At 70.5% G+C, this 12101-nt stretch carries 14 protein-coding genes and 2 pseudogenes; 10 read left to right on the top strand and 6 right to left on the bottom strand.

Going from position 1 to position 12101, the window contains the following annotated elements:
* Positions 1-52 precede the first annotated feature (52 nt).
* Positions 53-391, bottom strand: coding sequence for a transposase (locus ACIBX3_RS25695; protein WP_397121097.1), 339 nt, complete (start codon positions 389-391; stop codon positions 53-55).
* Positions 392-435: 44 nt separating this feature from the next.
* Complete coding sequence (locus tag ACIBX3_RS25690) at positions 436-1503, bottom strand: flavin-containing monooxygenase (protein ID WP_397121095.1); 1068 nt, start codon at positions 1501-1503, stop codon at positions 436-438.
* 63 nt (positions 1504-1566) lie between these two features.
* On the opposite strand from ACIBX3_RS25690, the gene ACIBX3_RS25685 reads away from it, so the two are divergent.
* The gene (locus ACIBX3_RS25685) at positions 1567-1899 is read left to right on the top strand and encodes an ArsR/SmtB family transcription factor (protein WP_397121093.1); all 333 of its coding nucleotides are present in this window, start codon (positions 1567-1569) and stop codon (positions 1897-1899) included.
* Positions 1900-1902: 3 nt separating this feature from the next.
* Here ACIBX3_RS25685 and ACIBX3_RS25680 read toward each other — a convergent pair whose 3' ends face one another.
* Positions 1903-2463, bottom strand: a complete 561-nt coding sequence (locus tag ACIBX3_RS25680; RefSeq protein WP_397121091.1) for a sigma-70 family RNA polymerase sigma factor — start codon at positions 2461-2463, stop codon at positions 1903-1905.
* A 311-nt stretch (positions 2464-2774) separates the two neighbouring features.
* Between ACIBX3_RS25680 and ACIBX3_RS25675 the strand changes: the two genes are divergently transcribed.
* The 7 genes from ACIBX3_RS25675 to ACIBX3_RS25645 are packed head-to-tail and all read left to right on the top strand — an operon-like array spanning position 2775 to position 8458.
* Entirely contained in the window at positions 2775-2912 is a 138-nt protein-coding gene (locus ACIBX3_RS25675; protein ID WP_397121089.1) for a hypothetical protein, read from the top strand.
* Positions 2913-2939: 27 nt separating this feature from the next.
* On the top strand, positions 2940-4343 hold the full coding sequence (locus ACIBX3_RS25670) for an FAD-dependent oxidoreductase (RefSeq protein WP_397121087.1): 1404 nt from the start codon (positions 2940-2942) through the stop codon (positions 4341-4343).
* A 14-nt stretch (positions 4344-4357) separates the two neighbouring features.
* Positions 4358-4627 (top strand): hypothetical protein, encoded by a 270-nt coding sequence (locus ACIBX3_RS25665; RefSeq protein ID WP_397121085.1) that lies wholly within the window; start codon positions 4358-4360, stop codon positions 4625-4627.
* The gene (locus tag ACIBX3_RS25660) at positions 4624-5862 is read left to right on the top strand and encodes an MFS transporter (RefSeq protein WP_397121083.1); all 1239 of its coding nucleotides are present in this window, start codon (positions 4624-4626) and stop codon (positions 5860-5862) included. Before ACIBX3_RS25665 ends, ACIBX3_RS25660 begins: the two co-directional genes overlap by 4 nt.
* 31 nt (positions 5863-5893) lie before the next feature.
* Positions 5894-6271 carry a metalloregulator ArsR/SmtB family transcription factor gene (locus ACIBX3_RS25655; RefSeq protein WP_397121081.1) on the top strand — a complete coding sequence of 126 codons (378 nt, stop codon included), beginning with the start codon at positions 5894-5896 and terminating at the stop codon, positions 6269-6271.
* Positions 6268-7470 carry an ArsO family NAD(P)H-dependent flavin-containing monooxygenase gene (locus ACIBX3_RS25650; RefSeq protein ID WP_397121079.1) on the top strand — a complete coding sequence of 401 codons (1203 nt, stop codon included), beginning with the start codon at positions 6268-6270 and terminating at the stop codon, positions 7468-7470. Before ACIBX3_RS25655 ends, ACIBX3_RS25650 begins: the two co-directional genes overlap by 4 nt.
* A gap of 16 nt (positions 7471-7486) precedes the next feature.
* Complete coding sequence (locus ACIBX3_RS25645) at positions 7487-8458, top strand: bile acid:sodium symporter (protein ID WP_397121077.1); 972 nt, start codon at positions 7487-7489, stop codon at positions 8456-8458.
* A 186-nt stretch (positions 8459-8644) separates the two neighbouring features.
* On the opposite strand, the pseudogene ACIBX3_RS25640 reads toward ACIBX3_RS25645, so the two are convergent.
* Positions 8645-8740 (bottom strand): annotated as a pseudogene (locus tag ACIBX3_RS25640) (hypothetical protein); the annotation flags it as partial.
* Positions 8741-8796: 56 nt separating this feature from the next.
* Here ACIBX3_RS25640 and ACIBX3_RS25635 point away from each other — a divergent pair.
* Positions 8797-8973 (top strand): annotated as a pseudogene (locus ACIBX3_RS25635) (MerR family DNA-binding protein); the annotation flags it as partial.
* 39 nt (positions 8974-9012) lie between these two features.
* A complete protein-coding gene (locus tag ACIBX3_RS25630; protein ID WP_397121075.1) occupies positions 9013-9480 on the top strand; it encodes a YdeI/OmpD-associated family protein in 468 nt (155 codons plus the stop codon).
* A gap of 353 nt (positions 9481-9833) precedes the next feature.
* Here ACIBX3_RS25630 and ACIBX3_RS25625 read toward each other — a convergent pair whose 3' ends face one another.
* On the bottom strand, positions 9834-10955 hold the full coding sequence (locus ACIBX3_RS25625) for an ATP-binding cassette domain-containing protein (RefSeq protein ID WP_397121073.1): 1122 nt from the start codon (positions 10953-10955) through the stop codon (positions 9834-9836).
* 129 nt (positions 10956-11084) lie between these two features.
* Entirely contained in the window at positions 11085-11975 is an 891-nt protein-coding gene (locus tag ACIBX3_RS25620; RefSeq protein ID WP_397121071.1) for a hypothetical protein, read from the bottom strand.
* Positions 11976-12101 lie beyond the last annotated feature (126 nt).

Below are 12101 nucleotides of genomic sequence, written 5' to 3'. Positions count from 1 at the left end.
AGCTCGACCGCGACTTCGCCGACCCGAGCTTCATCCACGCCAACGGCACCTTCTACGCCTTGGCCACCGGGAACGGCGAGCTTGTCACCTGAAGGGCTCTGCCAAGATTCCCGTGGTGACGCTCTGTGCGGCCGTTGCTGTAGGGCAGGGTGAGCCCGGCGGTGACGGCGTCGTGGTCGATGAGCAGCCCTTCGGCGAAGGAGCGCAGGTGTTGCAGATCACTGGCGCGGACTTCGTCGATCCAGTCGGCCAGCCGGTGTCCCTGGCGCTGGGTGAGCAGGTCGGCGAAGGCACGCACGTGCTCGGCCGCCTGCTTCAGTTCCGGGCAACAGCTCAGCACCTCCTCCAGCCGGGCCGTGCGGCCGGGACTGAGGTTGGCCGGGTTGGTCATGATCCAGATTGCAACGCGACGGGGTGACCGGCGGGGACCACATGTCACAGGCCGTAGGCGGCCAGGGCGCCACTGGCGTAGGTGGCCATCGGGGCGGCGATGTGGGCGGCGTCGTGGTGCACCCCGCGCAGGGTGTTGGAGGCAAACGATCGCTGGAATTCGAGGCCCACGTAGCTGAGCCCCAGGTGGGTGGTCGACAGGCCGCCGACCTGCAGCGGCAACCCGCTGGCGTCCAGAGCGCCGAGCGTGCGCAGGTAGTCCAGGTCTGGCCGGTAGCCGGTGGCGAAGATGACCGCGTCGACCTGCTCGGGCGTGCCGTCGGACCAGATGACGTGCTCGCCGTCGAAGCGGGTGAACATCGGGCGCCGGTCCATCCTGCCCGCCTGGAGGGCGGCGGCGTAGTCGCCGGTGTCCATGACGAGCGTGCCGGTGGCGATGCAGGCCAGCCACTGTGGGGGCAGGGAGTCGAAGCCGGTGGTGGTGTGCCAGTAGTGGGCGTCCTTGCCGCCGATCATCTGGGGCATGAACTGGATCGGCTGCCGGGTGGCCAGGGTGACGGTGGCGCCCTCGGCCAGTTCGTAGGCGACCTGGACGGCGGAGTTGCCGGCGCCGACGACGATGACCCGCTGTCCGGCGTAGTGCTTGGGGCTGCGGTAGTCGGCTACGTGCAGGAGTTGGCCGGTGAAGCTGCCGCGGCCGGGCAGGTCGGGAACATGCGGGTTGCCGAAGGAGCCGCTGGCCGCCACGACACCTGCCGTGCGCAGGGTGTCGCCTGCTTCGGTGTGGATCAGGAAGGCGCCGGCGCCGTCGGATTCCACCGCGCTGACGCGGGTGGCGGTGCGGATCTCCACGTCCAGGCTGTCGGCGTAGCGGTGCAGGTAGTCGACGACCTCGTCGCGGTGCGGGTAGTGGTCGCCGTCTCCGGGGAAGGGCAGGTCCGGCATCGAGCTGTAGCGGGCGGGCGAGAACAGGGTGAGGCTGTCGTAGTAGTGGGCCCAGGAGCCGGTGGGCCGCTCGCCTGCCTCGAGGATGACGGGCGTGAGTCCGGCGTTGCGCAGGGATCGGGCGGCGGCCAGGCCTGACTGGCCGCCGCCGATGACGATGGTGTCCATGCCGCGCATCATATCGTCACATAAAGAAATGACAATATGATGGAGTAGGGTCATCCTATGGAGATGGCGAGCGACATCGAGTTGACCGACGCGGCGCGCGGCTTCCTCAAGGCCATGGCCAGCGACACCCGCCAGCAGATCCTCATGCTGTTCTCCGGCGGGATCGAGCTGACCGTCAACGAGGTCGCCGAGCGCATGTCACTGGCCCAGTCGGCCACCTCCACCCACCTGGCGACCCTGCGCGACGGCGGCGTGCTGACCTCGCGGCGGGAGTGGAAGACGGTCTACTACCGCGCCGACCCCGCCAGGATCGGCAGGGCGCTGAGTGATCTGCAGGCCGGCCTGCAGGCGTGCTGCCCGCCGGATGACTGCGGGCCGAGCGGCGGCTGCGGCTGAGGTTCAGCAGGGGCAGGGTCCATGGTTCTCGACGGAGCGGACCGCCTTGCGTGCGTCGAGCTCGACCTGGCAGCACGCGGTCAGGAGGTCGCCTAGCTGCCTGCGCGCGCGTTGCACCCGCGACTTCATGCCGGGGACGGAGATGCGGGCCCGCCGAGCGGCCTCGGCCTGGGTCAGGCCCTCGTACTCGGTTAGGGTGATCGCCTCGCGATACGGCTCCGGCAATCTTGTGACCAGCGGTTTCAGGCACTGCGCCAGCAGCGCCGACTCCTCGGCGTCGATCTCGCCGGGCCGCAGGCTGCGGTCGGCGGCGGCCTGGGCGCGGGTTCGGGCGATCGTCGAGGAGCGGCGGTGGTGGTCGATGATGGCGTTGCGGGTGATCTGGTAGACCCAGGCCTCCAGCCGTTCCTGCTGCCGGACGCCGTCGATGGTTTGGCTCATCTTCAAGAAGACCTCCTGAACGATGTCCTCGGCGTCGGCGGGCTGGTCGATGCGGTGGGCCACGAAGGCGACGAGGCGCTCGCGCATTTGCTGCCAGAGGGCGGCGGGGTCGGCCTGGGTCATGGGTGAGATTCCTGTCGGGTGGTTACTGGCAGCCGCAGCGGCTGGGTGCTTCGGCGGGCGCCGCGCTTTCAGCGGTGCCGCAGCACGCGGCCTTGGCTTCGGGGGCGCAGCAGGTTTCCTGTGCGGTGGGCGTGCAGCACGGGCTGGTCATCGGGTGCCTCCATGTCGGTTCGGACGATTCATTCGGGTAGACGCGGCCGGGCCGGTATGGATGCACCTCGCAAGTTAGGTGCTCGTCTAATTTGACATACCTCGAATCAATGAGGCAATCTATCAACTACTTCGACAATCTTCTAAACAGGAGGTGCGCGATGCGCGCTCTGCTCCGCCGGTTCCGCTCCACAGTGGACGTCACCTTCGACGAGGCCCGCGGTGAGGTCTGTGACGCCGGCTGCCGCGCGAGCGCCTTGGTGGACCGCGCCCGCACCAATTCCCTGCTCTTCCGCTGAGACCCGACGAATTCAGGAGAGGCAATCATGAGTGACGGATGCTGCGGCACCACCGCCGTCGAGATCGAGCAGATCGTGGCACACGCCGCGCCCAGCGCGTTGCCGGTCGTGGTCATCGGCGCGGGCCCGATCGGCCTGGCCGCCGCCGCGCACCTGGCCGAGCGCGGCCTGGAATTCCTGGTCCTGGAGGCCGGCGAGCAGATGGCCGCCTCGGTCGCCCAGTGGGGCCACGTCCGGGTGTTCAGCCCGTGGAAGTTCAACATCGACGCCGCCGCCAAGCGCCTGCTGGAGGCCGACGGCTGGAGCGAGCCGGACCCCGAGTGGCTGCCCACCGGCGCCGAGCTGATCTCCGACTATCTCGCTCCGCTGGCCAAGCTGTTCGGCGACAAGGTACGGCTCGGCACCAAGGTGACGGCGATCAGCCGCCTCGGCCATGACCGGGTCCGGACCAACGGCCGCGAAGACGTCCCGTTCCTGATCCGTCTCGAGGGCGGCGAGGAGTTGCAGGCCCGCGCGATCATCGACGCCTCCGGCACTTACTTCACGCCGAACGTCCTGGGTGCCAGCGGCCTGCCCGCCCACGGCGAGGCGGAGGCAGGCGAGCTGGTCGACCACGCCCTGCCCGACGTGCTCGGCGCCGACCGTGAAGCCTACGAGGGCAGGCACACGCTGGTCGTGGGCGCCGGCCACTCTGCCGCCACCACTCTGCTCGCCCTCGCGCAGCTCGACGACACTCGCATCACCTGGGCGATCCGCGCGGGCAGCGCCGGCCGTACCTATGGCGGCGGCGCGGCCGACGCACTGCCCGCACGCGGCGCGCTCGGCACTCGCCTGCGCGCCCACGTCGAGTCGGGCCGCATCCAGCTGCTGACCGGCTTCTTCGCCCACTCCGTCACCCGAAGCGGCGACCAGGTGAGCGTGGTCAGCCGTGACCCGTCCGGCGCCGAGCAGTCCGTCACGGCGGACCGCATCGTGGCCGCGACCGGCTACCGCCCGGACCACTCCATCGCCTCCGAGCTGCGTCTGGACCTGGACCCGATCCTCGGCTCCACCCGGCAGCTGGCCCCGCTGATCGACCCCAACCAGCACTCTTGCGGCACCGTGCCCGCGCACGGCGTCGACGAGCTGTCCCATCCCGAACCGGACTACTACGCCGTCGGCGTCAAGAGCTACGGTCGCGCCCCGACGTTCCTGATGGCCACCGGCTACGAGCAGGTTCGCTCGGTAGTCGCCGCGGTCGCGGGCGACTGGGAGGCGGCTCGCGACGTGCAGCTCGACCTGCCGGAGACCGGCGTGTGCTCCTCCAACCTCGCCGAGGCCCAGGAGCAGCGTGTAGGCCTGGCCACCGGGATCAGCGGTGGCCTGCTGGCCACCCCGCTGCCCCTGGCCACCGTCGGCGCCTCCAACGACGGCGGCGGCTGCTGCGGCTGAAAGCAGGGATCGACATGTCAGACGGATACCCCACCGCCGCCCAGAAAGAGGCCTTGCGCCTCATCTGCGACCACGGCCGGTTGCACACACAAGAGCTGGGCCGTCAGTTGATCAGCGCCCGGCGATCCAGCACCAACCCGGATTTCGCGCCGGCCATCGCCCGCATGGCCGGCACTCTGGCCTGGCGGTTGGAGGCTCAGGGCTTCATCGCTGCAACGGGTGACGAGTGGACGACGACCGCGGACGGCCGCCGCCTGATCTCGTGCTCGAGCGAGCGGGAGTGAGCTTCACCACCGAGACCGCCGCCCCCGGAACCAGGGGCGGCGGTCAGCCGCGTTCCGGCCACGGCCGGCGGATCGTCGCCGCGCTGGCCGTCACCCAGACCATCGGGTACGGCGTGCTCTACTACGCCTTCTCCGTCTTCCTCGCGCCGATGGCCCGCGACCTGCACGCCACCAACGCTCAGATCGCCGCCGCGCTCACCCTGTCGATCCTGATCGCCGCGCTGTGCGCGCCGCTGGTCGGCCGCCGGCTGGATGCCCGCGGCGGCCGTGGGCTCATGACCGCCGGATCGATTCTCGGCACGACAGCCGTGCTGGCGTGGTCGCGGGTGGAGAGCCTGTGGCAGCTGTACGCGGTGTTCGCCGCCATGGGCATCGCCTGCGCCATGGTGCTCTACGAGTCGGCCTTCGCCGTCATCGTCAGCTGGTTCGACGGCCCTGTCCGGGAACGCGGCCGGGCAGGCGCCCTGCTCGCGCTCACTGTTGTGGCCGGCTTCGCCTCCTCGATCTTCCTGCCGCTCACCGGGCTGCTGGTGCAGTGGTACGGCTGGCGCCAGGCCCTGGTCGTCCTGGCGCTGATCTACGGCGTGGCCGCGATCCCCCTGCACGCGCTCGTCCTGCGCCGCCGTACCCACGCCAAGCACGAGCCCGCCACAGCAGAACAGCGGGCCGGCATCGTCAAGGCCGCCACCCGCCGGCGGCCGTTCTGGCTGCTGGTGATCGCCTTCACCGCCAACGGCGGCGCGGCGGCGGTGATGGCGGTGCTGCTCATCACCTACCTCAACCACCTCGGCCACTCACCCGTCCTGGCCGCCACGCTGGCCGGACTTCTCGGCGTGCTGTCGGTGACCGGGCGCCTGCTCACCACCGGTCTGCAACGCCGCCTGCCCGCCGCACTCATCGCCGCTGCGATCTTCGCCCTGCAGGGTGTCTCCGTCCTGCTGCTGCCTCTGGTGGGGCACACGGTGCCGGGCGCCATCGGCTGCGTGCTGGGATTCGGGCTGGGCTTCGGCATCGCTTCCATCACCCTGCCGCACCTGCTGGTCGGCCGGTACGGCACTGCCGCCTACGCCTCGTTGTCCGGCCGTATCGCCGCCTTCTCCGTCGCCGACAAGGCCCTCGCTCCGCTGGGAGCGGTCGCGCTCGCTCAAGCGGTGGGCTACGTCTGGGTGATGGGCGCGGTCGCCGCCGCCTGCGTGATCGCCGCGTTGGTCTTGGTCGCCTACCATCGCGTATGATTTCGATAGTTTTCGAAGTAAGGGGTTACGGATGACCGCCGTCACGATCCAGTGCTGCGCGCCGATCGCGCGCGAGCCGCTGTCGGAGACCGACGCCGCCGAGCTGGCGGTCATGCTGAAGGCCGTCGCCGACCCGGTGCGGCTGCGCCTGCTGTCGATGATCGGCTCCCATGCCGGAGGCGAGGCCTGCGTGTGCGACCTCACCGACGCCTTCGACCTGACGGCACCCACGATCTCGCACCACCTCAAGGTCTTGCGTACGGCGGGCTTGATCGATGGCGAACGGCGCGGCACCTGGGTCTACTACCGGATCATCCCCGAAGCGGTGAACAAGCTGGGCGCCCTGTTCGCGCCGCTCACCGAGCCCGCGCCCAGCAGGCCCGGTGAGCTGGAGCTCACCCCCGTATGACCGATGAACTCCGTGCGGTCGATGTCCTGGTCATCGGCGGTGGCCAGGCGGGCTTAGCCGCCGGCTACTACCTGCGCCGCGCCAAGGCCGACTTCGTCATCCTCGACGCCCAAGACCGACCGGGCGGAGCGTGGCGGCACGCCTGGCCCTCGCTACGGCTGTTCTCGCCCGCCCAGTACAGCTCGCTGCCCGGCCGCATGATGCCCTCGCCTCCCGGCGGCGGCTACCCGAGGGCCGAGGACACCGTCTCCTACCTCGCCGACTACGAGCAGCGCTATCAGCTCCCGATCATCCGGCCCACGACGGCGCGCGCCGTACGGCGTGGCGACGGGCATCTCGTCGTGGAGACCGACAGGAACCTCTGGCAGGCCAAGATCGTCATCAGCGCGACGGGAACCTGGTGGCGGCCCTATATCCCGTACTATCCGGGCATCGGCGACTTCCGTGGCCAGCAGTTTCACACCGCCGGCTACCGAGGCCCGGAGACCTTCCGTGGTCAGCGCGTGGTCGTGGTGGGGGGCGGAAACTCCGCCGCCCAGATCCTCGCCGATCTTTCCACCGTCGCGGACACCACCTGGACCACTCTGCGCCCGCCGCGCCTGCTTCCTGACGAGGTTGACGGCCGCGCCTTGTTCGACCTGGCCACCCGCCGCCACAGAGCAGTCCAGACCGGTGAAGCCGCACCCGGCATCGGTGACCTGGGTGACATCGTCGCCGTCCCATCCGTACGTGAGGCTCGCGACCGGGGAGCGCTCAAGGCCGAACCGATGTTCGCCCGCCTCACACCCACAGGGATCGCCTGGAGCGACGGCACCACGCTGGATGCCGACGTCATCATCTGGTGCACCGGCTTTCGCCCTGGCCTGGGCCATCTGGCGCCGCTGCGGCTGCGCGGCCCTGACGGGCTCATCGCGACCGAAGGCACCCGAGCCGTAGGCGAGCCACGTCTGCACCTGCTCGGCTACGGCGACTGGACCGGCCCCGCCTCTGCCACCCTCATCGGCGCCAGCCGCACAGCACGAGAGGCGACCGTCACGATCATCCAGCAGCTGCGAACCACTCGGTGGGAGCGGCTGCGGGTGCTGAACCGCCCGGCACAGACCTGCACCGACCGCCCTCGGCGCAAGCGACATCGTGGCCCGCCGCTGAAGCGGCAGGGCGCGGCCGATACCGTCGCCTCGACTGATGAGGCGGCGTGAGCAGGAGAAGATACAGGTGACGCAGCAGGCACAGACGCCGGGCCTGGTTGCGGGGATGGAGCATCATCAGGTCGTCGTCTACGTGGGAGCGATCGCGGCCGGCGCGGCAGCGGGCTGGGCCGCTCCCAGGTTGGGACCGGCGCTGGAGCATGCGATCAACCCGGTGCTGGCGGCCTTGCTGTATGTGACCTTCCTGCAGGTGCCGGCGGCCGAGCTGGTGCGCTCGCTGCGCGCAGGCCGGTTCCTGGCGGCCGCGCTGATGGTGAACTTCGTTGTGGTGCCGCTGGTGGTCGCGGCGATGTTCGCCTTCCTGCCCACGGATCAAGCGGTGCGGCTGGGCGTGCTGCTGGTCCTGTTGACCCCGTGTGTCGACTACGTGATCGTCTTCACCGGGCTGGCCGGGGGCAACAGTCAGCGGCTGCTGGCGGCCACCCCGCTGCTGCTGCTCGCCCAGATGGTCCTGCTGCCGGTGCTGCTGGTGGCGTTCATGGGCGCCGAGCTGACCCACATCGTCGAGCCGGGGCCGTTCGTCGAGGCGTTCGTGGTGCTGATCGTCATCCCGCTGGCGCTGGCCTGGCTCACCCAGGCGTGGGCGGCCCGCCGTCCGGCCGGGCGCGCGGTCGCTCACGGGGCGGGTGCGGCAATGGTGCCGCTGATGGCCGCCACCCTGATCACGGTAGTCGCCTCCCAGGTGCCCAAGCTGGACGTCAACCTGGCCGCGGTGGTGCCGTTCTACGTGCTGTTCCTGGTCGCGATGGCCGCCGCCGGCCTCACCGTCGCCCGCCTGTTCCGGCTCGACGTGCCGGCTGGCCGGGCGATCGTGTTCACCGGCGCCACCCGCAACTCCCTGGTCGTGCTGCCGCTCGCGCTGGCGCTGCCCGACCACATGGCCATCGCCGCGGCGGTCGTGGTCACCCAGACCCTGGTGGAGGTAGTGGGCATGGTCCTCTACGTTCGCGTGGTACCCAGGCTGCTGCCCCTGCGTTAGCCGTTCGGCGAGCGCCATGGCGCGGTGCGGGTCGGTGCAGCCGCAGAACGAGCAGGCGCGGGTGCCGGGCTCGCGCTTGCCGAGCTTGCGTCCGCGTCGGCCGGACTGGGGCGGGGGCGGGATGCAGTCGGCGAGTTCCTTTTTTGATGTGGCGGCTTCGATGCCGAGGTCGTCCAGGATGCGGTGGGCCGAACAGCCGGGGTCGGTGGCCAGGATGAACAGCAGGTGCTCGGTGCGGGCCAGGTTCTGGCCGCGGCTGGCGGCGAAGCGGCGGGCGCGCATGACGGTGTCGTAGGCCTCGCCGTCGCCCACCGTCTGGGTACCGTCGTCGGCCCCGGCCGCCCTGCCGGCACGTCACCACCCTGATCGAGGCCCACCTGGAGCACGTCGAGCAGCGCATCACCGACCTGCTCGCAGCCCGCACCGTGCTGCAGGGCCTGCACCAGCGGGCCCAAGGCGTCGACCCGGCCGAGTGCGGGCCTGGGGGAATCTGCCGCATCCTGTCCACCGCGTGAGTCCTCGGCTGGTGGCGCTCGGCGTGGCAGGATCAAGGCGTGCAGGAACAGCACTACACCGCCGACAGCCGGCCGGGCGGGCGGGGGCGCCTGTTCGTCCCCGTGCCGTTCGACCCGGACCAGGTATGGGCGCCCAAGCCGGTCCATCATGTGACGGGCACGCTGAACGGGATGGGCATCCGCGCCGTGATCGTCGAGCACCGTGGGCAACGCGGTTTCTTGCTCGGCCCGGCCTGGCTGCGCTGCGGCCTGGAGCCCGGCACGCAGGTGAGCGTGGTGCTCACCCCAGAGGGGCCGCAGCGGGCCGACCTTGCCGAGGACGTCGCCGCCGCACTGGAGGCCAGCCCGGCGGCGGGCGCCTTCTTCGACTCGCTCGCCCAGTTCTACCGGCGGGCCTTCCTGCGCTGGATCGACGCCACCAAGGGCCGGCCCGAGGTGCGGGCACAGCGGATCGCCGAGGTGGTCAGCCTGCTGGAGGCGGGGATCAAGCAGCGCCCGGGGACCTGAGCGCCGCCAGCTGGTCGCGCAGGACCAGCTGGCCAAAAGCTCTGCTGCGGGTTCGGTCCGTTGAGCGCAGCTTGAGAAATCGGCGCGCTTGGCGCTGCGCCTCGGCTAGCTCTCCCAGCAGCAGCATCGATCGCGCCGTATCGAGCGCTAGCGTGGCCTCGTCGTATGGGCCGGTCCACACCGGGGTACGTGTTGGGAACGATGTCTAAGCGCGCCCTCCGCGCGGATCAGCCGCTGGGCACATTCGCTGCCGTTTCCCAGTGCGGCTGAGCCATGGGCTGCCATGGCGAGCAGGCGCGCACCTTCTTGCCACAACGGAAGCCAGGGCGGGCAGGCCGGTCTGGGGCCGTGCTTTACGCGTCGATGGGACGCAGTCTGAGTTCTTGGTCGGCGGCGAGTGCGAGGAGTTCGTCGTCGTGGCTGATGAGGAGGACGACCGCGCCGTCGTCGGTGAGGTCGCGCATCACCTGCGTGATGGAGTGCAGGTGGCGGCGGTCGACGCCGGAGCTGGGCTCATCGAACACGACGATCCGGCGGGCGCTGAGCCGGGCCGCGGCGACGACGAGGCGCTGCTGCTGGCCACCGGAGAGCGAGAGCGGGTGGCGGTCCGTCAAAGCGGCGAGGTCGAGGCCTTTCAGGAGCGCGCCGGAACGCTCATCGGCGGGGGACGCGCCGAGCCGGAGCTCGGCGTCGACGCTGTCCGTGAACAGCTGTCGTTGCACGTCCTGCATGACGATCGCGCTGGCCCGCTGCCGTTGTGCCCGGCTGAGCCGGCGCCCGTCGAGGAGTACCTCGCCTTCGTGACGTTGCAGGCCGGTGAGGATGCGGGCGAGCGTGCTCTTGCCGGCGCCGTTCGGGCCGGTGACGGCGGTGATCGCTCCGGCAGGGAGATGGGCTTCGTCGATGTCGAGCACGCGGCGGCCATGGAAGGCGCAGCGGATGTCGCGCAGGTTCACACCGGTCGTGGTGCTCGTGGGGACGGCGTCGCGGTCGATGCTGGGCCCGTGCGCCTGGACCTGGAGGGTTGTCGGGCGTGGGGGCGGGCTGAGGCTGCGAAGTCCTTTCGCGCGCAGGGTGTCGTCGTCGAGGGCGGCGAACTCCTCGCCGGTCCATTCGGCGTCGATACGGCCGTCGCGCATGACGATGACCCGATCGGCGATGCCGTGCAGGTAGTGCAGCCGGTGCTCGGCGATGACGATGGTCGCTCCACCGGCCCGGAGCCGGGCGAGCGTGGCGGTGAAGCGTTCGACCGCGGCGGCGGAGAGGTTTGAGGTGGGCTCGTCGAACAGCAGCAGGGACGGGTGGTGGGCGGTCGCGGCGGCGCAGGCGACCTGCTGCTGCTGGCCGCCGGAGAGGTCCTGCAGTCGCCGGTCGGTCAGGGCGCGTAGCCCGTGTTCGTCGATCCCGGTGGCGACGCGGTCGCGGATTTGTTCGGCCGGTTCGCCGAAGTTCTCCAGCGCGAACAGCGGCGACATGGGGAGCCTTGGCCTCGTCGGCGAGAGCGCCGCGAACGATCCGGGCGTTCCACCCGACCTGCGGAATCGCCAGCGCCAGCACGGGCAGCACCAGCATCGTCCACGACGCGGGCGCGCCGTCCGCACCGGCTAGGAGACGATGTCGAGGGCCTCGATCGAGACCTCCGGGCCGATGGTCAGGAAGGGCCGCTCGTCGCCGTCGTTCAGGTCGGCGGTGACGAGCCGTCCGGGGGCGGAGCCCGGCCGGACGACGCGGCCGCCGCTGATGGCGAGGTAACCGTCGAAGCTCCGCCGGGTGAAGCGGCGCTCGCCGCCGGTCGGTACGTCGATCGCGATCAGCGGGCTCTCGTCGTCGGGCTCCGGGTAGACGATCAGCTCCCGCTCGGAGGCCCAGACGGAGTGCGGGCCTGGCAGGGCGACTCGTTCGGCGAAGGAGCCGGCCTCCTTGCCCGACAGGTCGAGGACGACGGTGGTGAGGACGTCGTCCAGCGTCAGGTACGTCGCCGCGAGGTGCAGCCCATCGGATGACCAGCTTATGGAGGCCTCCTCCCAGTAGCCCTCGGCCGCCCAGAGCGTGCGCCGGTCGCCGGTGCCGGTGTCGATCAGCACGATGCCGGCGACCTCGTCGCCGACGCCGGGGATGCCGGGGCCGTTCGAGAGGTCGGCGAGTACGGCGAGCTGGTCGCCGTACGGCGAGAGGGCAGCGCGCAGGTAGTCGTCGGAGGTGAACTCCTGGAGGGCGCCGGTGGCGAGCGTGTGCAGCACCACCCGGGGCGGTCCGGCGCCGTCGTCCTGGCGCGCCGTGTACACGAGCCGGGTGCCGTCGCTCGACAGCGACACCGTCTCCGGCGCGAGGTGCGCCGGCAGGCCGGGGACGGTCACGAACGCGTCGCTATCGGCGTCCAGCACGATCACGGTGGCCCGGTCGGGCCCTCGGGCCACCAGGACCATCCTGGCCGCGCGCACCGGCCGTGCGGCCAGCGCGTCGAATGTGATCTCCCATGACCGGTCGACGACCACGACATCTCCTCTTGCTGATCCGGAGGGCAGCCTAGTCAAAGATCACAGATTTGGGGAGATCCCGGCATCTACCGCAAAACGATCTTATTGGTGTACCGTCCCGCTGCCAGACTTATGTTCTCTTGA

Source organism: Nonomuraea sp. NPDC049480 (assembly GCF_044465905.1).
In the GTDB taxonomy this organism is placed as follows: domain Bacteria; phylum Actinomycetota; class Actinomycetes; order Streptosporangiales; family Streptosporangiaceae; genus Nonomuraea.
Note: the sequence above shows the minus strand (reverse complement) of the source record. Positions and strands in the feature narration are given on the sequence as shown.